Source organism: Pseudoalteromonas sp. SCSIO 43201, from assembly GCF_023716725.1.
Taxonomy (GTDB): Bacteria; Pseudomonadota; Gammaproteobacteria; order Enterobacterales; family Alteromonadaceae; genus Pseudoalteromonas; species Pseudoalteromonas peptidolytica.
Window position 1 is genome coordinate 1478129 of the sequence record NZ_CP072683.1, and the last position, 20013, is coordinate 1498141.

Sequence of the window (20013 nt, forward strand, 5' to 3'; positions counted from 1 at the left end):
AAGGTAAATCAGAGGAGGAGTCTAACAAGACTCCCCTTGTTATTAGAGGAATATCAATCTGCTAGCGGTGATTGATAGCCATCAGGCTTTAATGCCAATACATCACAGTCAAGACTGTCGATAACATGCTCAGCAGTATTACCTACAAGCGCTGCGCTCAAGCCGGTACGACCAACAGTACCAATAACGACAAGTTCAGCATCTTTCTCTTTGGCAACATGCGGGATCACATCTTCAGGTAGACCTTCTTTGATAATGCAGTCATGTCTGTCTATCGAGAAGGTATCTGCTAACGCAAAGGTTTCATCTTCATGGTGTTTTTTAACCGCTTCATTGTACTGCGATGGGTTAAACTCGGGGATCTCAATAGCAATATTGACAGGCGTCGCAGGGTAAGAGTTGACCAAACTAAGCTTCGCGTTTGCCAACCCACATAAAAATTGTGCATCAGTAATAATACGCTTATTTAACGTTTGGTGTTGCTCATTATCACTTACAGAGTTGACTGCGGCGATAATATTGCCTTGCTCAGGCCATGCGTGATCTTTCACCAGTAGGAGCGGAGCGGGGCACTTTCGAATAAGATGCCAATCGGTAGGCGTAAAGATAACGGACTTTAAAGTGTCATGCTCGTGAGTAGATTTAATGACGAGGTCATACTCATGCTCAAGCACGGTTTTGATGATGGCTTCGTATGGACGGTTATGCCAAACTACTTTGGTTTTTATATTGACGTCGGGGAAAGCTTTGACCATATCCGCCAGCCACAGCTCTCTATCTTTGATCACGGCTTCACGCATGCTTTCACGTTCGCCTTTAGATAACATGGTTGTCATCTCGTAAGAGAAGTCGTAGATAGACATAAATGCGGTGATATCTGCACCGGTACGTTTAGCGAGGTTAATAGAACGCGCTAGGCTATTCTGACGCTCTTTGGTTGGGTCAATAACGGTGAGTATATTTTTAATTTGATCCACGACTATCTCCTTAAAACGGCAAATTAACAATAAGAGCCGCAAGCTAGTATTACCTTTGCGACTCTATTGAGTGTAACCGATCTTACTTAAGGATAAAGCCCTAACAATAATTAGTTTGTTTTAAATCAAGATGCAATTGCTGCTGTTTCAGCGAGTGCCTCAGCATCATTAATCGTAATGAACTTACCTTCAACCTTTATGATCCCTGCTTTTTGAAAACGACTGAGCAGGCGGCTGATAGTCTCAACGGTTAAACCTAAGTAATTGCCAATTTCACCACGCGTCATCGTAAAGCGAAACTCTTTGCGAGAAAAACCGCGTTCACCAAAGCGGTTGGAGAGATTAAATATAAACGTAGCTAGGCGCTCTTCCGCTGTCTTTTTGTTAAGAAGCAACAGCATTTCTTGGTCATAATTAATTTCACTACTCATTAAACGCATGATTTGCTGGCGTAACTTAGGTAATTTTCCAGCAAGTTCATCTAACGTATCAAATGGGATCTCACATACCATTGAGGTCTCTAATGCTTGTGCAAAGCTTTGATGCTGCATCTTATTGATGGCATCAAAACCAACGAGATCACCCGCTAAGTGAAACCCTGTGATTTGTTCATCACCTTGCTCTGACAGGGTATAACTTTTAAATGAACCAGAACGAACAGCAAAAATAGCATTTAGCTTACTACCAGATTCAAATAGATAGTCGCCTTTATGTAGGGGCTTTTTGCGTTCGATAATTTCATCCAGCTTATCCATTTCGCTGCCATTTAATGAAAAGGGCAAGCATAGCTGGCTGATGCTGCAGTTGTTACAGCTAATGGTGCATTGGCTCTTCGAGCGATTTTGATTACTTAAGTCCATAAAATTTCCATAAGTCTGTGACGCACACGAAGGCACTCCAGTTACTACTCATTTTTTGAGTGGCCTGGGGTGCCGCAAACTCTCACAACACGCAAAAGATGAAACTGTTTTTAATTGGAGCTCCTACTCTCAAAAAATGTCACTAGTCATCTAAAATGATGAGTTTGCTTAGATAAGGATAGGTTAATGTACTAGCTTATCAGTTGCAATAATAATTAGATAAACGCCGTACCAAATCAGTAAGTTTCCCATGATAATTCGTGTAACTAAATGATTAATAAACTTTTGTAATAGTAACGCGGACTGTCCCATGGCAATAAGCGCAGGTAGAGTGCCTGCGCCGAAAGCGAGCATAATCAATGCGCCTTCAAGTGGGCTTTTAGCTTGGAGTGTCCAAGTTAGCGCCGAATATACTAATCCACATGGTAACCATCCCCACAATACGCCATATAGAAAGGCCTTTGGCTTTGTATTGATTGGTACCAAATATTTATTTAGCTTAACTATATGCTGCCATATTAGGCTTTTCGCTAGCGATTCAAGCCACTTTAGTGTGCTGGCGAGGCGCATAATATATATGCCTATCAATATCATAAAGACACCGCTCATCAGTTGCAGCACATTGGCAATCATAGTATTTTGTTTTGCTAAGCTTGCACCTAGTAGCGCAACTAATGCGCCTGCTAACGCATAGCTGCTGATACGGCCGACGTTGTAAAGTATAGCAACAACTAAACTTGGCAATTGTTTACTGGCAAGCTGCAATGAGCTGGCTATTCCCCCACACATGACTAAGCAATGTCCACTACCAGCAAGCCCCATGATAAGCGCACTCAGCAGGCTAACCTCATTCATGTTAATTATCTTGGTCTGACTTATTTGTGGAACGTTTAGCGTTATTTTCGTCCGCTTTTATTTTATCGTCGTCAAATAAAATGCTGTGGCCTTGTTTATTCAAGTCGGAAAATTGCTCACTTCTTACCGCCCAGAAGAAAATACCAATTGCAATAATGACGAATAAAATAGCGATAGGTATTAATACGTAGATAATACTCATAGTTTTAATAGCCTTAATGAATTTCCAATTACGATGATGGAGCTTGCTGACATACCGATCACTGCAATCCAAGGGGGGATCAAGCCAAGTGCCGCGAGCGGTAAGATGGAGCCGTTGTACATTAATGAAATGGTGAGGTTTTGCTTTACAATCCTTCGTGTTTGCTTCGCTACCTGCTGTAGTGCCAAAATGGCGTTTAAATCACTGTTGAGTAGTACGACATCCGCGGTGTTTTTTGAAATATCAGCGCCAGTATCCATCGCAACAGATAAGTGAGCACTATTAAACACAGGGCTATCATTAATACCATCACCCACCATAGCGACCACTTCACCTTGCTCTGACCACGTATCTACTGCTTGTTGCTTAAGCTCTGGTGTGCAGCCAATTTGATAACTATCGAGCGCCAGCTGAGCAGATAGCTCCTTACCTGCGTTAGAGCTATCACCTGTGAGCATATGACATGTAAGGCCAGCTTGTTGTAGTTTCTCTACGACAGACTCCGCATTATTTTTGACCTTGTCGTTGAAATAAAAATCGGCAATGGCCTTACCATCAACAAATAATGTAGCTTGCGCAAAAGAAGCATGGTTATTAAACCAATGACTTTTACCCAAGGCTAACTCATGGCTACGCCAGCGGCCTTTAATACCTGACCCTGCAATGACTTCAACATCTTGAATTAAGTTATCTGCAGGTGTTATGTGGGCAAATGCACGTGCAATAGGGTGCTCTGAAAAACGCTCTAATGCTGCCGCAAGTTCTAGAATTTGAGATTCTGTATATTGAGTCTGTAGTATTTCAACATGTTTAATTGAAAAGCGACCATCCGTCAAAGTCCCTGTTTTGTCAAACGCCACGCGTGTGAGTTTTGTTGCAGTTTCAAGGACATGTGCTTCTTTGATTAAAATTCCTTTTTTGGTTAGCGAAGCCACAGCGCAGGTTAAAGCAGTTGGTATAGCCAAGCTTAGGGCGCAGGGGCAGGTAGCAACTAACACCGAAATTGTAACCCAAAACGCTTTATCTGGTGAAATAGGATACCAGCCAATTGCCGTTATGGATGCAAATACAAGTAGGCAGGCAACAAACCATTGAGCCACTTTGTCGGTTACTTCGACCAGTTTTGGGCGTTTTGTAAGTGCATTATGTTGTAACCGTATTATCTGGTTCAACAGGGTGTTCTGACCAATTTTATTAATTTCTAGCGTGATCACACCATCGTGATTAACAGTACCGGCATATACCTGGTGACCTTGATACTTTTTAACAGGTTGGTGTTCACCTGTCATCATAGACTCATCAACAGTGGTATTACCGCTGATGACTAAGCCATCCGCTGGAATGGTCTCGCCAGCCTTGACTAGTATACGATCGTTGAGTTTAAGTTTTTTTGCTGCGATATGCTGTTCGTTGTTCTGATCATCGATTTTTCTGGCAGTCAGCGGTAGTAATTTTTGTAGGTTAGCGGTAAATTCGCTGGCTTTTAATCGAGCTCTAAACTCTAAATATTTACCCAATAATAATAAAAAGGTAAACATACAGATAGACTCAAAATATACCTCACCGACTTCCATAAATGTGGCATAGGTACTCGCGCCATAGGCACCAAAAATAGCTAAGGAAACCGGCAAATCCATATTCAGTTGTTTGGCTTTTAGCCCTTTAACGGCATTGGTTAAAAATGGCATTGCTGAATATAAAATAACCGGGGAGGCAAGGATCAGGCTTATCCAGCGGAAGTATTGCTCAAAATCTTCTTCCATTCCTGAAAACATGCCAAAATACATGGCAAATGCAAACATCATGACTTGCATGGTCATCAAACCCGCAACACCTAACCGACGGATATATGCTTTTGCTACAGCTTGTTTTTGGGCGGCTTCTTCATCGGCTTGAAAGGGGTAAGCTTTATAACCAATTTCCATTAAGGATTTTATGATGTCACTGAGCTTAACTTTTTTGTCTTGCCACACTATCATCGCGCGATGAGTTGAGGTGTTGACATCGACACGAATGATCCCCCCAAGAGCCAATAGTTGTTTTTCTATTAGCCAAGCACAGGCGGCGCAGCTTATGCCTTCAACACTCAATAACACCTCTTTGGTGTCGCCGCTCGTCTCTACGAAATCTTCTTGTATCTCGTCATTATCGTAGCTGAGCAGCATTTTTAGCTGCTCGGGGATCAGCTCTTCGACTTTTCCCGCACTTTCAGTTCGGTAAGTGTAATAATCGCTCATCCCTTGAGAAATAATAGTTTCTGCAACGGCCTGGCAGCCGATACAACACACAGGTTGAGTATTACCCTCAAAGGTAACTGAGCCTACAAATCCCTTGGGAATAGGCTCTAAACAATGAAAACACGAGTTGGCCATGGCAGTTTACTTATACTGAGGAGTAATTGCGATGATGCCATTGTGTGGAAGTTGGATCTTTTCTTTCATTTTCCAACTATTATCCATAGGCTCTATAAATACAGTAAATGCACCTTCATGGGGTTCATCAAATAAACCGGTGAACGCTCCGCTGGCATTTTTAGTAAGGGTGACGTCGAAATCGTATTTTTCTATGGTGCGGTGATAAAAAGAGAGTTTTAGTGCGTGAACTTTTGAAGCGTCGCCTTTGGTGAATTTAAACGTTACTTTTTGTTCTGCAACTTGCAGATCACCATGTAAGTAGAGTGCTTTGGCTTTATCAAACTTACTGAGTTCGAGATTGATCGCTTTACCTTTTTTGTAGTAATCATCAACGACCATATCGGGGCCATTACCGACGGCAAATGTGATGAGAAAAACACAGGCAACGACAGTGACAAGTGGGAAAAACATTAAAAACCAAGGCCAAAAATTCTTATACCAAGGGGTAGGGTTCATAGTTGCTCACATGGCTATAAAACTTGCGGATATTCTACCGTAAGTTACGGTAAATACCTAAAAAAAAGCCTCCAAATAGGAGGCTTTTTTGATCTCAAATAAAGTTCTAAACGAGCTGTTTACTTGTCTTGTGACAGGCTGTAAACATACGCCGTTAACAGGTGAACTTTATCTTCACCTAAGATGTCTTTCCAAGCTGGCATTACACCGGCACGGCCATGACGAAGTGTATCTTCAACTGCACGTTGAGAACCACCATAAAGCCAAATATTATCGGTTAGGTTTGGTGCTCCGAATGGTAGATTATGGGCAACAGAACCTTTACCATCCATACCGTGACATGCTGCACACATCGCAAATTTAGCTTTACCTGCATCCGCATCTTTTTGGTTAACAGTACGTCCAGACAGACTGAGTACATAAGCCGTCATTTCTTTAATACCTTGATCACCAAGTGCATCTTGCCAACCAGGCATTGCGGCAACACGACCGTGAAGTAATGTCGCTTTAATTGCGTCTGGTGTTCCGCCGTATAACCAATCTTTGTCAGTTAGGTTTGGAAAGCCTGTACCGCCACGAGCGTCAGAACCGTGACATTGTGCACAGTTTTGTGCAAATAGACGTTGACCGATCTCAAGTGCTTCTTCGTTTTCAGCTAATGCTAAAACATCTTGCTTAGCAAATTCTTGGAAGATAGGGCCAAAACGGTCTTCTGCTGCTTTCACTTCTTGGTCAAGCTGAACCCACTCGCCATTGGCTTTAGCTTCAGCGATCGCGTTTTTGGACTCTTCCAAAGTAGTAATACCTTGGTTTGAACTCGTCCAGTTCAAAAAGCCCTTAAAGTTACCAAGACCTGGATAGGCTGCAAGATAATAAACAGACCAAACAAAAGTTGCGAAGAACATGTATGTCCACCACTTAGGTAGTGGGTTGTTTAGTTCCTCAATTCCGTCAAACTCATGACCACAGCTCTCGCCTTCTTTGACGCCTACATAGTTTTTTAGGTTCCAAAGCAGCAAGCCGAAAATCAGAGCTAGACATGCAAGGGTTAGTACGATAACCCAAATACTCCAAAAGCTAGTCATTTTTCAGACTCCTTTTCCTCGTTAGAGATAGTGCTATTGTGTTTTTTCTCATCTTCAAAAATGGCATTAGCTGCGTCGTCGAAACGGCGCTTAGAACGCTTGCTATATGCCCACACAACAATCACTAAAAACAGTACCAAAATTACCAGAGTCAAAATGCCTCTGTATGTGCCGTAATCCATAACAATTACTTCAAATGTGTGCCAAGTTGCTGTAAGTAAGCGATTAGTGCTTGCATTTCTGTTGCACCTTCGCCACCGTTCATCGCGTGGATTTCATCAACTTGCGCTTGTAGTTCAGCATCATCACCGTAGCCTTTGCCATTGTAGCGGTCTGACGACTTGTCAATACCAAAAGCATCACGGAACACTTGTAATTTTTTCAGAGTATAAGTGGTATCTACCTTAGTAGTATCAAGCCAAGGGTAGCCAGGCATATTTGACTCAGGCACTACAGAGCGAGGATCCATTAGGTGCGCATAATGCCAATCGTCTGAATAACGTTGACCAACGCGAGCAAGGTCTGGACCTGTACGCTTGGAGCCCCACTGGAATGGGTGATCCCATACCGACTCACCTGCTACAGAGTAGTGACCATAACGCTCTACTTCATCACGGAATGGACGAACCATTTGTGAGTGACAGTTATAACAACCTTCACGCACGTAGATGTCACGACCTTCCATTTCAAGCGCAGTCAGTGGGCGTAGACCCTCTACCGGCTGAGTGGTATCTTTTTGGAACATTAGGGGAGTGATTTCAACTAATGCACCAAAGCTAATCGCGAATACCGTTAAGATAGCCATTAGGCCAACGTTCTTTTCGACGATTTCGTGTTTGTTTGTTGAGTTATTGTTGCTCATACTCGACACCCCTTAAGCCACTTGCGGGTTTGCATCAGTGGCTAATTGACCACTTTTTGCAGTAACCGTACGGAATACGTTGTAAGCCATTACTAGCATACCAACCACGATGAATACACCGCCTAGGAATCGCATAATATAGAAAGGCTTAGAAGCTTCTAGTGACTGAACAAAGCTGTACATTAATGTACCGTCAGCATTAACTGCACGCCACATTAGACCTTGCATAACACCAGAGATCCACATTGCAACGATGTAAAGTACAACACCTACTGTGTGCAGCCAGAAGTGCGTATTAACTAGCTTGATGCTGTACATATTACCGTGACCAAATAGCGCAGGGATTAAGTGGTAAATTGCACCGATAGAAATCATAGCAACCCAACCAAGTGCACCTGAGTGTACGTGACCAACAGTCCAGTCAGTATAGTGAGAAAGTGCATTTACTGACTTGATAGCCATCATCGGACCTTCGAACGTAGACATACCGTAGAAAGATAGAGATACAACTAGGAAGCGCAGCACTGGGTCAGTACGTAGTTTGTGCCAAGCGCCAGATAGCGTCATGATACCGTTGATCATACCACCCCAAGAAGGAACGAATAAGATAACTGACATCACCATACCTAAAGACTGAGTCCAGTCAGGTAGCGCAGTGTAGTGTAAGTGGTGAGGACCTGCCCAAATATAAAGAGAAACAAGCGCCCAGAAGTGAACAACTGATAAACGGTATGAGTATACCGGACGACCAGCTTGTTTTGGTACGAAGTAGTACATCATACCAAGGAAGCCCGCAGTTAATAAGAAACCTACTGCGTTGTGGCCATACCACCATTGAACCATTGCATCTACAGCACCTGCGTAGATTGAATATGATTTAGTTAAAGATACAGGGATAGCCATGCTGTTTACAATGTGAAGCACTGCAACAGTAATGATGAAGCCAGCATAGAACCAGTTTGCTACATAGATGTGTGACACTTTACGCTTGATAAGAGTACCAAAGAATACTACAGCATAAGTAACCCATACTACTGCAATTGCGATATCAATTGGCCACTCTAGTTCAGCATATTCTTTAGAAGAAGTAATACCTAGAGGAAGCGTGATAGCCGCAGCTACGATAATGGCTTGCCAACCCCAAAAGGTAAATGCGGCAAGTTTGTCAGAGAACAGGCGCGTTTGACACGTGCGCTGAACAACATAGTAAGAGGTTGCAAATAGTGCACTTGTACCAAATGCAAAGATTACTGCGTTCGTGTGTAACGGACGAAGTCTAGAGTAAGTTAACCATGGAATGTCGAAGTTTAACGCAGGCCACGCAAGTTGCGCTGCGATAAATACACCTACACCCATGCCAACAATGCCCCAAATCACTGTCATGATAGCGAATTGGCGTACAACTTTATAATTGTACTCAGTTTGTGATGCTACTGTTTGGCTCATTTTCTGGATTCCGCTGCAATTTATTGCGATTAGAAATGAATTACCTGAATTACAGGCCCTAGTTATATTTCCTCAAGCCCGTCATGTTTTAACTCAAAATATGAGTGAAAACCTAACCAGCCCGAGAAACCTTTATTTTTGCGAGGAAATGATAATTTTTTTGCTTATGAAAAGATACCTAAAACGCCTAAAATTATGACATCAATCAAGTTTTCAAACGCTTTTTGTTCGCTTCTTAAGCAACCTAGCAATTCCCCCGAAACTTGCGTACACTGCGCAGGATTCAGAAGTGACGGTAAACCCCTATGGTTGTAAAGCAATTAACAATAGGATTGCTAGGTATTTTCCTCGTGGCCTGTTCAGACCCAAATATCATTATACATGAAAGTTCAGAAAAAAGTGAAAGTTCAGTAACAAGAAATGTCTGTAAATTTTCATCACCATGTAACTTAACACCTCAGGTCTCTATTTATCTGGGCTCTGGGCAGGTAGAACCTGAAACCGAATTTACCATAGGACTCAAAAGTGCGACTAAAGTAGTGGTGCATTCAGCTTGGTTGGAAGGTGAAAACATGAATATGGGCAGAATTCCAGTCTTCTTCGACGCAGACACACTAGAGGCCACGACAATGGTTGGTATGTGTACGGATAAATCAATGCGTTGGGTGTTACGTTTGGAGTTGAGTGTGGACGGAGAACGGCTTTTTGCATCTCATGTTATTGCGGTTAACTATCGATGATTAAAACGGTTTTTATTGAGTATTTAAAATTTGCACTGGAACAAAAGTTGATAGAAGCGACTGCTGCTGCAAACAGTGCTCGTGCAGATGCGACTCATGAACAAAGCGCTGCTGAAACCCAATATGACTCACTCAGCATTGAGTATGGTTATTTGGCTGAAGGGCAAAGCGAGCGCGTTGATGCAATGTATTTGGCAAAGCAACAGATCCTCAATCAGGTGAGTAATCCAGTTAGTAACACGATTACCTATAATGCGTTAGTTGCAATAGATGATGAACAAGGTGACCGCCATTGGTTTTATTTTGCACCAAGTGAAGGTGGTCTAAAAATTCAATATAAAGAGACCCCTGTACTTGTAATCACGTTTGACGCACCACTTGCAAAGCGCTTGCAAGGGCTTACCATCGATGATGATATTTCGTTTTTATTCAATGGTCAGGAACAAACTTTAACGGTGTCGCAAATTCTCTAGAGATTGCTGACAGCTATTTATGAGAACAGCTTTTTGCGTACTACGTCACGATACGTTGAAGGGGACTTGCCGATCAGCTGGCGAAACACACGACTCAATTGACCTTGAGAGTTGAACCCACAGGTCAGGGCAATATCCTGTATGGATAGATTACTACTGGCCAGTAGCTCTTTACACATTTCAACCCTTACTTGCTGTAAGTAGCCGACCGCTGTTTGGCCCGTAGCTTGTTTAAAACGGCGATTGAAGGTGCGATAACTCATATCAAACTGACTTGCTACAGCAGGTAAAGTGATCTCATCAGCGGCATTGTTCTTGAGCCAAAATTGGATTGCGGCGATCTGTTCGTCAGCATGACGATCAACCGCACCTTCTAAATAGCGCTGCTCTTCATATGGTTTTCGGATCTCGTGAGAAAAGTTTTGCTGTACATGATGTGCTGCATCTGTGCCGTATAACAGTTCTATAAGATGAACTATAACGTCTGCCAGCGCATTGAGACTGGCGATGGTGTAAATCCGCTCGGATTGCGTGATAAAGTAATCTGGTTTTAATTCGACATTAGGATAAAGCTGCGAGAATTGCTTGGCAAAATGCCAATGGGTTGTGGCTGAATGGCCGTTTAACAACCCTGAGCTGGCTAAAAAACACACCCCTGTACCAACACCAATTAAGGTGCTGCCTGCTTCCCACGCATCTGCGAGAGATGCGCTCAATTCTTGATTCTGTTTTACTATAGGTCGTGGATTACGCCAAATACTCGGTACGATAATATAGTCATACAAGGGTAATGCGCTAAAATCGCTTTGTGCTTCTAATGTGATGTATTCATCCGCTTTTATTGCCTCACCATGACTACTACAAAGCACAATGTCTAAAGGGGTATAAGCGTCTTTTAGATGTACTTTCGCAAAGGCTTGTCCTGCTTTTAGCATCTCCAATGGTAAAGTAACACTCGTAATGAGCATATGTCGATAAAGAACAATGGCGATTTTTGTACAAGGCTTCATCTGCTCCGACCTCTTTAAGTTGGCGAAAATTGATTTATATATGGCGTATTTTGATAAGAGCTATGTGAAAATGCAATTAAAATCACAGAATTATCTTAGTTCAGAAGTAGAAATAACATGACAGCATTGCCAATTATTGTAGGAATGGGGGGGATTAACGCCGCTGGGCGCACCTCTTTCCATCAAGGCTTTAAACGGATTGTACTTGACAAATTAGAGGCCAAAGACAGACAAGAAACATACTTAGGTCTTGCAAGCTTGATGAACTTAGTCCGTTTTATTGATGGTCAACTTGTAGATAACGACAACCAAGTAATAAGAGAATCTGAAGTTGAATCGCGTTTTGGTGAGCAGATCTTAGCGGGTACGTTAATTCGTAAGATCGAAAAAAACCACTTTGATGTTGATGCTACTCCTTGGCAGCAGAAACTGACAATGAAAACGAATAACGACAGTAAAATTGTATTTAACTGTCGCAAACGCGATTTACCTAATCCCACACCTGAGAGTTGGCAAATACTCGAACTCGATCCGAAAACAGTCGAAGTCACCATTACGGATCAAGTTGAAGTAAAACATGACAGCTACAGAGATAACCCGATTAAAGCTGCTGGACAATTACCAACAGGGTTTGATCCCGCGTTGATGTATAACAGTCGCTATCAGCCCAGAGGTTTGCAGGCTACGATTTTTGCCGCTACGGATGCTATCCGCTCAACTGGTCTAGAGTGGGAAAATGTGATGAACAGTGTACGCCCTGATCAAATAGGTACATATTCAGCGTCTATTGCAGGGCAAATGCACGATGAAGGGCTAGGGGGACTAGTTCGTAGCCGTTTACGTGGTGATAGGGTAAGCACCAAACAGCTAGCGCTCGGACTCAACACGATGTCCACTGATTTTATCAATGCGTATGTGACAGGAAGCGTTGGCACTACATTTACAACAACAGGCGCATGCGCAACCTTCCTATATAATTTACGCGCCGCGGTTAACGATATACAAGCAGGTCGGACTCGCGTAGCAATCGTTGCAAGTGTTGAATGTGCCATTACTCCTGAAATTATAGAGGGGTTTGGTAATATGGGAGCGCTGGCGAACGAAGAGGGGTTACGTAAACTTGATGGCACTGATGAAGTAAACTATCGCAAAACAAGCCGTCCTTTTGGCGAAAATTGCGGCTTCACTATCGGAGAAGGTGCTCAAGTGGCTATCTTAATGGATGATGCTTTAGCACTGGAATTAGGTGCCCATATTATGGGATCTGTAGCAGATGTGTTTGTTAATGCTGATGGGGTAAAGAAATCGATAACCGCCCCAGGTCCTGGCAACTATATTACTATGGCTAAATCAGTTGCACTTGCTCAACAAATTGCCGGTTCAGAGGCGTTAGCAAAACGTAGCTTTATTCTTGCCCATGGCTCAAGTACACCACAAAATCGTGTTACAGAGTCACTGATATATCATAAATTAGCACAAACGTTTTCGATCAATGGCTGGAAAGTTGCGGCGCCAAAAGCGTATGTTGGTCACACCATTGCGCCAGCTTCTGGCGATCAATTAGCAATGGCACTGGGGGTGTTTGAATACAATATCATGCCAGGGATCACAACCATTAGCGGTGTTGCTGATGATGTATATGACGAGCATCTAGATATTCGTACCGAGCACTATCATTGCGACCCTATGGATATAGCGTTTATAAATTCAAAAGGGTTTGGTGGAAATAACGCCACTGCGACTGTGTTTTCTCCTACACTCACTAAAAAGCTGATAAGTAAGCGTTATAGTCAAGAACAACTTACTGAATATGAACAAAAATTAGGACAAACATCACAGCGGCAGGTTGCGTATCAATACGCCGCAGATCATGGTCAATTTGAGATTATTTATCGCTTTGGCGAGGGGATGATTGATGAATCTGCACTGGTGATAAGCGAACATGAACTGTCTATTCCAGGGTTTACACAAAGCATTCAATTGTGCTCACATAACCCCTATGCAGATTTGACCGAATAAATAAGACAAGAAAGATTAATGTTAAGCAAGCAAGGCGTACAGGATGTACGCCTTTTTTCGTCACAGAAATAAAGTTTGCTGAAGTGAGAAGCTGAGATTAAAGTTATAGCAATTGATGTTAATACAATTCCCCGAAAGGAATATCAGCATGCGAAAAATCAAAGGTAGCACTTTATTCTTGCCGCTACTGAGCACTTTACTTCTTATCTCCAGTAGTTACTCGGCTCACAGCAAACCGGCATTGACAGCAGAGCAGTCTGATCCCAAGACTATGGCGTGGATGCAAGGTTTCCCGCCCAAACCAGATAAGCGGATAACGCAACCCGATAGTAACTTTTTTAGTTTTCCTAAATTGCGGTGGTCTGTGTGCAATATGAGAGCGCTCTTGCCAACAGAAAGCATAAAGCGTCAGATTGCTGGTTATCGGCCACTAGAGTTTGATTTACTAGCAGGTATTGACGATGTGACATTTTTACCATCAGGAAGTGACAAGGAGCTTACTTGGGAACAAAGCCTGAAAGCAAATTATACTGATGGCATCATAATTTTGCATCAAGGCAAAGTTGTCTATGAACGATACTTTGGCTGCTTAGATCAAACCCAAAATCATGCTGTTATGTCTATGACAAAATCGGTAACAGGCCTTATTGCTGAAATGCTCATCGCAAGGGGAAGGTTAGATGAGAACCTAATGGTATCCAGTATTATTCCTGAATTAAAAAATTCAGCTTTTGGCGGCGCAACCGTGCGCCAGGTGATGGATATGACAACTGCACTAGAATATAGTGAAAACTATGCAGATCCAAAAGCGGATATATGGCAGTACGCATTTGCAGCAAACCCGCTGCCAAAACCAAAAGGATATGAGGGGCCGCAAGGTTATTTTGAATACCTGCAAACGATTAAAGCAAGCGGTGAACATGGTGAATCGTTTGGGTACAAAACAGTAAATAGTGATGTACTAGGGTGGATTATTTCTCGTGTAACTGGGAAAAAGTACAACGAGGTGGTATCCGAGCTCTTGTGGCAACCCCTAGGCATGCAGCAAGATGCAGACGTTACTGTTGATGGTCTCGGCACTCCTTTTGCTGGAGGCGGGATAAGTGCTAGCTTACGTGATATGGCAAGACTTGGCCTTACGATGTTAAATCAGGGGAAAGTAGCAGGTATACAAGTTATTGACAAAGCTGCTGTCGGTAGCATTGTTGCAGGTGGGTCTACCCAAGCTTTTGAGAAAGCGAGATTTTCCACTTTGCCAAATGGCAGCTACCGGAGTATGTGGTGGCACTTTCATAACCAATATGGCGCGTATGCTGCGCGTGGCGTACATGGGCAAACAATTTATATTGCACCAAAAGCTGAAATGGTTATTGTGCGCTTCGCATCACACCCAAGTGCAGGTAATAGCGTCATTGACCCGACTTCATTGCCTGCATACGCTGCAGTAGCGGAGTATTTGATGTCTAAAAATCAATGAGTGCTTAATACCAATTTGACTTAATACTTGCTCAATTTGAAGGAGTAAATCTGACGCTAACAGCGTTAAAAATTTCTCATTTAGAACAACTAAATAGCAAAATTTTTGCCTTGCCTACACGGATGTAGGTACCTTGGCGATAGCAGGACACGGCAGCGGAGTTATCGACAAGATTTTCTCGCCTCAAAATTGACCACTTAATTAAGAAAATTGGTATAACAAATCACATTATTAGCTATCTACCAAGCTTTCTTATTATTCAAGAGTTCAGTCACTACAAAACATAGTCTAGTCACGGTTTACAAAGTGACGGTGATGAAAGGCTAGGTGCTCATCAATAAAACTTGAGATGAAAAAATAACTATGATCATAGCCGTCGTGAGTGTTCAGTGTGATAGGGTAACTGGCGTTTTCAGCTGCCTCTTTAAATAACCAAGGTTTTAGCTGCGCTTCTAAAAACTGATCCTCAGTGCCTTGCTCTATCAATATCGGTCTTCTTACTGGCTGGTCGTAATTCGTCATTAATACCGTGGCATCATACTGCTGCCAGTGCTGGGGCTCGTCCCCCAAATAACCTGAAAAGGCTTTTTCCCCCCAAGGGCAGTTACTCGGGTTAACGATAGGGCTGAACGCTGAAATGCTGGTATACATATCTGGATTTCTGAGTCCAATGACAAGGGCGCCATGACCACCCATTGAATGACCACTAATGGCTTTTTGATTGCTGACAGGGAAGTGCGCTTCGATAAGCTCTGGTAGTTCTTGTGTCACATAATCATACATCTGATAGTGCTTATTGTATGGTGCTTGTGTGGCATTGACATAAAAGCCGGCACCGAGGCCAAAATCGTAACTAGCATTTTCATCGTCAGCCACATCTTCTCCACGTGGGCTGGTATCCGGTGCTACTATGGCAATACCTAGTTCGTTGGCTTTTTTAAAAGCACCTGCTTTTTGCATGAAGTTTTCATCGCTGCAGGTTAACCCTGAAAGCCAATATAACACAGGCACTTTTTTCCCTTCATTGACAGTTTCAGGTAAAAAAATAGCGAACGTCATATCGCACTGGGTTGTTTGACTCGAGTGCTTATAGCGTTTGTGCCAGCCGTTTGACACTTTGTTGCTGGAAATCAGTTCCATCGAATTCTCCTTTATGAAGCGAGATAGGGCGCGAATGCGCCCTTGAAAAATATTGTTAGTAGTGGATCACTGACCGAATACTCTTGCCTTCGTGCATTAAATCAAAGGCTTCGTTTATGTCTTCAAGCTTCATAGTGTGAGTGATAAAGTCATTGAGCTTGAACTCACCGTCCATGTAGCGCTCGACAATCTCAGGAAGCTCCGAGCGGCCTTTTACACCACCAAAAGCGCTACCACGCCATACTCTGCCTGTGACTAGTTGGAAAGGACGTGTCGATATTTCTTGTCCTGCACCTGCAACGCCGATGATCACAGACTCACCCCAGCCTTTGTGGCAGCACTCAAGTGCACTTCTCATGACATCGACATTACCGATACATTCAAATGAGAAATCTACTCCGCCATCCGTCATTTCAACGATAACTTCTTGGATTGGCTTATCAAAATTCTTAGGGTTGATAAGATCGGTAGCACCAAGTTTTTTCGCAAGCTCGAATTTGTCTTCATTGATATCAACGCCAATAATACGACTCGCACCAGCCATCGTTGCGCCAATGATAGCGGATAAGCCGATACCACCAAGGCCAAAAATAGCGACGGTATCGCCTTTTTGCACTTTAGCAGTATTCATTACTGCACCCATTCCCGTAGTAACACCACAGCCAAGCAAGCAGATCTCTTCAAGAGGCGCTTCCTTATTTACTTTAGCCAAAGAGATCTCTGGTAATACCGTGTACTCAGAAAAGGTTGACGTGCCCATGTAATGGTAAATGGGTTTACCGTCTTTATAAAAGCGAGTTGTGCCATCTGGCATTAAGCCTTTACCTTGGGTTTCACGGATCTGCTGACAAAGGTTCGTTTTACCAGATTTACAGAACTTACATTCGCCACACTCTGGTGTGTACAATGGGATCACGTGGTCGCCAACGGCAACGCTGGTAACGCCTTCACCAACCGCCTCAACGATACCTGCGCCTTCATGACCTAAGATGGCTGGGAATACGCCTTCTGGATCGTCGCCAGACAAAGTGAAAGCATCGGTATGACATACGCCCGTTGCAGTGATTTTTACTAAGACTTCGCCTTTTTTCGGTGGCATTACATCCACTTCTTCAATGCTAAGAGGTTGGCCCGGGCCCCACGCTATAGCGGCTTTAGATTTAATAAATTCAGACATAGTGTTTTCCTTTCTTTAAAACATGATGAAAAGTATAACGGCTTTATAATTTTTGATAATCTATAAAAATAATAAAGACTTTTACGTGAGTGTAATAATGGATAGGTGGGTTGGTATTGATGAATTTGTTGCCGTAGCAAGTTATGGCTCATTCAGTGCAGCGGCAATACAGCTGAATACGTCAGTCGCGCAGGTGAGTCGTCGCGTAAAAATGCTTGAGCAAAGATTAAACGTACAGCTATTAATGCGTACCACAAGAAAGCTTGCCTTGACCCAAGAAGGAGAGGTTTTTCTATCTCATGCAAAACATTTACAGCATGGATTAGATGATGCGACAGCGGCGATAAGACAGCGTGACAGACAGCCGACGGGAAAGTTAAAGCTCACTGCACCAGTTATGTATGGTGAGTCTTATGTTATGCCAGCAGTAGTTGAATTTATGCGTTTATATCCCAAAGTGGAAGTAGAAATGCACCTTACCAATAACCAAGTCGACTTACTTGATAAGGGATTTGATTTGGCGATTCGACTTGGGAAATTACAGGATTCTTCGCTAAGAGCAAAACGCTTAACGACACGTAGTACCATGGTGTGTGGTGCAAACAGCTATTTGAATCAACGGGGTCAGCCGCACACCTTGGATGAGCTTTTGGATCACAACTGCTTAATTGGTAATAGTAGTGAGTGGCGTTTTGTTGAGCATGGCAGGACTAGGCAGATTAAAGTCGGTGGTTCGCTTCGTTGTAATAGTGGCTGGGGACTGGTGGAAGCTGCAAAGCAGGGGTTGGGTTTAGTGCAACTACCACACTATTACGTTAAACCAGCGCTCGATAAAGGCGAGTTGACAGAAGTCTTGACCAATTTTAAGCCCGAGGAAGAGGGAGTCTGGGCGTTATATCCGCCCAGACAATTTGTAGCAACTAGTTTACGTTTGTTATTAGACCATCTAAGCGAATGCTTTAGTCAGCCGTAGCCATTGTTTCTATCGCTTGGCTCAATGCGATTTCGCGGCTAGCACAAAACGCACTGTCCCCTAAACGCTCATGAATATTCAAACGTTTTAGCTTGTCAGTAGTTTCGGTGTTTGGAGAGTAAATAAAGACTCGGCACTGTGCGTCTAATGCGTCTGTAATCGCATTCTCAATAGCCAAGCCGACGGTGACATCTATCATAGCAACGTCGCTTAAATCTAACACCATTGCATTGTACTCACTTATTTTACGGTGTTGTCTTGCGATTGCTTTTGAAACACTGAAAATCATTGGTCCAGATAGATAAAAGAACAGTAGTTTACCGTTGGCTTGATCCAATAACTCACTTTCTTTTTTCGTCAGAGGTACGTCTTCATCACTATCACTATCGCTTATTGCTTTCACGTGGTTTGCCTGCACGCGACTCAAGCGCTCAATTACCATAACGTTAGAAATAAAAACACCAAGCCCTACAGCAACGATAAGGTCTACAAACACAGTCAGTAGCATTACACCATACATAATTGCCATTTGACTCATACTCAGCTTATGAGCGCGCTGTATAAAGCTCCAATCAAGAATGTTAAAGCCAACATACACAGCAATACCCGCAAGTACAGCCATCGGGATAGGCTCTGTTAACCCGCCTGCGATAAATACCACGGCCATTAAAATGAGCGCTCGAAATATGCCTGCTATTGGAGAGCGAGCCCCAACCTGAATATTAACGACGGTTCCCATTGTTGCGCCTGCACCAGGAAGTGCGCCAAATAAACCGGCAATAATGTTAGCTATACCTTGGCCTCTCAGTTCTTTATCTGAGTCATGTTCTGTTCTTGTCAAACTATCGGCAATCACAGCCGTAAGCAGAGTGTCAATACAGCCTAAGGTGCCAAGCACCAGCGCATCGATAAGCATTTCAACGAATAATTCAGGTGTTAAAACAGGAAATACAAGGCTAGGTAGCCCACTTGGTATTTCACCAATCCGGCGGATACTATCGGTATCAAAGATAATGACAGAGAGCAGTGTTACCGCTACTAGGGCAACCAATTGAGCTGGGACATACTGTCGCCACTTGCTTGGCATTTTGAATAAAATAGCCAGAGTAATGACACCCAAAAATAGCTCAGAGAAATGCAGATCCATCAATAAATTTGGGATATTTGATAAGGTGCCGATTACGCCACCTGCCGGAGCTTGGTGGCCAAGTAACGGGGCGAGCTGGAGGATAATGAGAATAACGCCAATCCCAGACATGAAACCTGAGATCACACTGTATGGCATTAGCGTAACGTATTTACCTAGCTTTAGTGTGCCAAGTAGTACTTGGAAGGCACCGGCCATCATCACCACAGTGAAGCCCATCGCAAGGCCATTTTCTGGGTACTTGCTCATCATCGCGGTCAGTACCGCTGTCATAATGACGGTCATAGGACCGGTAGGCTCAGAAATTAGTGAAGTTGAGCCTCCAAATAATGCGGCAAATAACCCAACAAGAATAGCGCCCCACATGCCGGCTTCTGCACCAGCACCGGAGGCTACCCCAAAGGCAAGTGCCAGAGGTAAAGATATAATAGCGGTGGTAACACCACCGAATAGGTCACCTTTGAAAGATGCGTGTTTAAATCTCTTAAATGTGATCATACTTTTGACTATAACGATCAAAGAATTGACGGCATTCTACTGATAAATGATATGCAGTGCTATGAAGGACTGGTACTACCATTTCCATGTTCAGTAGCATTATACCAATCAGTCTTAATACGAGCTCAATTTGAAGGAGTAAACCTGACACTAACTGCGTTAAAAACTTCTTATTCAGAACAACTAAATAAAAATTTTTGCC

General features: G+C 43.1%; 19 protein-coding genes. 5 read left to right on the forward strand and 14 right to left on the reverse strand.

The window, feature by feature from the left end:
* Positions 1–53 precede the first annotated feature (53 nt).
* From uspE to ccoN, 10 genes are all read right to left on the reverse strand, one after another.
* Positions 54–977, reverse strand: a complete 924-nt coding sequence (gene uspE / locus J8Z24_RS06335; RefSeq protein WP_147389265.1) for a universal stress protein UspE — start codon at positions 975–977, stop codon at positions 54–56.
* A 125-nt stretch (positions 978–1102) separates the two neighbouring features.
* Positions 1103–1837 (reverse strand): FNR family transcription factor, encoded by a 735-nt coding sequence (locus tag J8Z24_RS06340; protein ID WP_125253861.1) that lies wholly within the window; start codon positions 1835–1837, stop codon positions 1103–1105.
* A 183-nt stretch (positions 1838–2020) separates the two neighbouring features.
* Positions 2021–2692, reverse strand: a complete 672-nt coding sequence (locus J8Z24_RS06345; protein WP_176031846.1) for a sulfite exporter TauE/SafE family protein — start codon at positions 2690–2692, stop codon at positions 2021–2023.
* A gap of 1 nt (position 2693) precedes the next feature.
* Entirely contained in the window at positions 2694–2894 is a 201-nt protein-coding gene (ccoS, locus tag J8Z24_RS06350) for a cbb3-type cytochrome oxidase assembly protein CcoS (RefSeq protein ID WP_125253863.1), read from the reverse strand.
* Entirely contained in the window at positions 2891–5266 is a 2376-nt protein-coding gene (locus J8Z24_RS06355) for a heavy metal translocating P-type ATPase (protein WP_147389263.1), read from the reverse strand. The genes ccoS and J8Z24_RS06355 overlap by 4 nt, the downstream gene beginning before the upstream one ends.
* A 6-nt stretch (positions 5267–5272) precedes the next feature.
* Complete coding sequence (locus tag J8Z24_RS06360) at positions 5273–5764, reverse strand: FixH family protein (protein ID WP_125253865.1); 492 nt, start codon at positions 5762–5764, stop codon at positions 5273–5275.
* 119 nt (positions 5765–5883) lie between these two features.
* Positions 5884–6849, reverse strand: coding sequence for a cytochrome-c oxidase, cbb3-type subunit III (gene ccoP, locus J8Z24_RS06365; RefSeq protein WP_125253866.1), 966 nt, complete (start codon positions 6847–6849; stop codon positions 5884–5886).
* A complete protein-coding gene (locus J8Z24_RS06370) occupies positions 6846–7031 on the reverse strand; it encodes a cbb3-type cytochrome oxidase subunit 3 (RefSeq protein WP_125253867.1) in 186 nt (61 codons plus the stop codon). The genes ccoP and J8Z24_RS06370 overlap by 4 nt, the downstream gene beginning before the upstream one ends.
* A gap of 5 nt (positions 7032–7036) precedes the next feature.
* Complete coding sequence (gene ccoO, locus J8Z24_RS06375) at positions 7037–7711, reverse strand: cytochrome-c oxidase, cbb3-type subunit II (RefSeq protein ID WP_125253868.1); 675 nt, start codon at positions 7709–7711, stop codon at positions 7037–7039.
* A gap of 12 nt (positions 7712–7723) precedes the next feature.
* Positions 7724–9157, reverse strand: coding sequence for a cytochrome-c oxidase, cbb3-type subunit I (gene ccoN / locus J8Z24_RS06380; protein WP_099028745.1), 1434 nt, complete (start codon positions 9155–9157; stop codon positions 7724–7726).
* A gap of 350 nt (positions 9158–9507) precedes the next feature.
* On the opposite strand from ccoN, the gene J8Z24_RS06385 reads away from it, so the two are divergent.
* Both J8Z24_RS06385 and J8Z24_RS06390 read left to right on the forward strand, forming a co-directional pair.
* Complete coding sequence (locus J8Z24_RS06385) at positions 9508–9897, forward strand: hypothetical protein (RefSeq protein WP_252095479.1); 390 nt, start codon at positions 9508–9510, stop codon at positions 9895–9897.
* Positions 9894–10370, forward strand: coding sequence for a transcription elongation factor GreAB (locus tag J8Z24_RS06390; protein ID WP_125253870.1), 477 nt, complete (start codon positions 9894–9896; stop codon positions 10368–10370). Before J8Z24_RS06385 ends, J8Z24_RS06390 begins: the two co-directional genes overlap by 4 nt.
* A 17-nt stretch (positions 10371–10387) precedes the next feature.
* On the opposite strand, the gene J8Z24_RS06395 is transcribed toward J8Z24_RS06390, so the two are convergent.
* Complete coding sequence (locus J8Z24_RS06395) at positions 10388–11380, reverse strand: GlxA family transcriptional regulator (protein WP_128729914.1); 993 nt, start codon at positions 11378–11380, stop codon at positions 10388–10390.
* A 117-nt stretch (positions 11381–11497) separates the two neighbouring features.
* Here J8Z24_RS06395 and J8Z24_RS06400 point away from each other — a divergent pair, with 117 nt between their 5' ends.
* Together J8Z24_RS06400 and J8Z24_RS06405 are read left to right on the forward strand one after the other, a co-directional pair.
* On the forward strand, positions 11498–13399 hold the full coding sequence (locus J8Z24_RS06400; protein WP_128729915.1) for a beta-ketoacyl synthase: 1902 nt from the start codon (positions 11498–11500) through the stop codon (positions 13397–13399).
* Positions 13400–13547: 148 nt separating this feature from the next.
* Positions 13548–14876, forward strand: coding sequence for a serine hydrolase domain-containing protein (locus J8Z24_RS06405; RefSeq protein ID WP_252095480.1), 1329 nt, complete (start codon positions 13548–13550; stop codon positions 14874–14876).
* A gap of 288 nt (positions 14877–15164) precedes the next feature.
* Here J8Z24_RS06405 and fghA read toward each other — a convergent pair whose 3' ends face one another.
* Together fghA and J8Z24_RS06415 are read right to left on the reverse strand one after the other, a co-directional pair.
* On the reverse strand, positions 15165–16016 hold the full coding sequence (gene fghA, locus J8Z24_RS06410; protein ID WP_252095481.1) for an S-formylglutathione hydrolase: 852 nt from the start codon (positions 16014–16016) through the stop codon (positions 15165–15167).
* 55 nt (positions 16017–16071) lie between these two features.
* Positions 16072–17193: an S-(hydroxymethyl)glutathione dehydrogenase/class III alcohol dehydrogenase gene (locus J8Z24_RS06415; protein WP_217704566.1), complete on the reverse strand. Its 1122-nt coding sequence runs from the start codon at positions 17191–17193 to the stop codon at positions 16072–16074.
* A gap of 97 nt (positions 17194–17290) precedes the next feature.
* Between J8Z24_RS06415 and J8Z24_RS06420 the strand changes: the two genes are divergently transcribed.
* Complete coding sequence (locus J8Z24_RS06420) at positions 17291–18166, forward strand: LysR substrate-binding domain-containing protein (protein WP_125253877.1); 876 nt, start codon at positions 17291–17293, stop codon at positions 18164–18166.
* On the opposite strand, the gene J8Z24_RS06425 is transcribed toward J8Z24_RS06420, so the two are convergent.
* Positions 18153–19811, reverse strand: coding sequence for a SulP family inorganic anion transporter (locus J8Z24_RS06425; RefSeq protein ID WP_125253878.1), 1659 nt, complete (start codon positions 19809–19811; stop codon positions 18153–18155). The genes J8Z24_RS06420 and J8Z24_RS06425 overlap by 14 nt on opposite strands.
* Positions 19812–20013: the final 202 nt, after the last annotated feature.

Excerpts from the sequence above, each read along its gene's own strand:
- J8Z24_RS06340 (WP_125253861.1), bottom strand. The coding sequence starts at position 1,837 with ATGGACTTAAGTAATCAAAATCGCTCGAAGAGCCAATGCACCATTAGC.
- J8Z24_RS06345 (WP_176031846.1), bottom strand. The coding sequence starts at position 2,692 with ATGAATGAGGTTAGCCTGCTGAGTGCGCTTATCATGGGGCTTGCTGGT.
- ccoS (WP_125253863.1), bottom strand. The coding sequence starts at position 2,894 with ATGAGTATTATCTACGTATTAATACCTATCGCTATTTTATTCGTCATT.
- J8Z24_RS06355 (WP_147389263.1), bottom strand. The coding sequence starts at position 5,266 with ATGGCCAACTCGTGTTTTCATTGTTTAGAGCCTATTCCCAAGGGATTT.
- J8Z24_RS06360 (WP_125253865.1), bottom strand. The coding sequence starts at position 5,764 with ATGAACCCTACCCCTTGGTATAAGAATTTTTGGCCTTGGTTTTTAATG.
- ccoP (WP_125253866.1), bottom strand. The coding sequence starts at position 6,849 with ATGACTAGCTTTTGGAGTATTTGGGTTATCGTACTAACCCTTGCATGT.
- J8Z24_RS06370 (WP_125253867.1), bottom strand. The coding sequence starts at position 7,031 with ATGGATTACGGCACATACAGAGGCATTTTGACTCTGGTAATTTTGGTA.
- ccoO (WP_125253868.1), bottom strand. The coding sequence starts at position 7,711 with ATGAGCAACAATAACTCAACAAACAAACACGAAATCGTCGAAAAGAAC.
- ccoN (WP_099028745.1), bottom strand. The coding sequence starts at position 9,157 with ATGAGCCAAACAGTAGCATCACAAACTGAGTACAATTATAAAGTTGTA.
- J8Z24_RS06390 (WP_125253870.1), top strand. The coding sequence starts at position 9,894 with ATGATTAAAACGGTTTTTATTGAGTATTTAAAATTTGCACTGGAACAA.
- J8Z24_RS06395 (WP_128729914.1), bottom strand. The coding sequence starts at position 11,380 with ATGAAGCCTTGTACAAAAATCGCCATTGTTCTTTATCGACATATGCTC.
- J8Z24_RS06400 (WP_128729915.1), top strand. The coding sequence starts at position 11,498 with ATGACAGCATTGCCAATTATTGTAGGAATGGGGGGGATTAACGCCGCT.
- J8Z24_RS06405 (WP_252095480.1), top strand. The coding sequence starts at position 13,548 with ATGCGAAAAATCAAAGGTAGCACTTTATTCTTGCCGCTACTGAGCACT.
- fghA (WP_252095481.1), bottom strand. The coding sequence starts at position 16,016 with ATGGAACTGATTTCCAGCAACAAAGTGTCAAACGGCTGGCACAAACGC.
- J8Z24_RS06415 (WP_217704566.1), bottom strand. The coding sequence starts at position 17,193 with ATGTCTGAATTTATTAAATCTAAAGCCGCTATAGCGTGGGGCCCGGGC.
- J8Z24_RS06420 (WP_125253877.1), top strand. The coding sequence starts at position 17,291 with ATGGATAGGTGGGTTGGTATTGATGAATTTGTTGCCGTAGCAAGTTAT.
- J8Z24_RS06425 (WP_125253878.1), bottom strand. The coding sequence starts at position 19,811 with ATGATCACATTTAAGAGATTTAAACACGCATCTTTCAAAGGTGACCTA.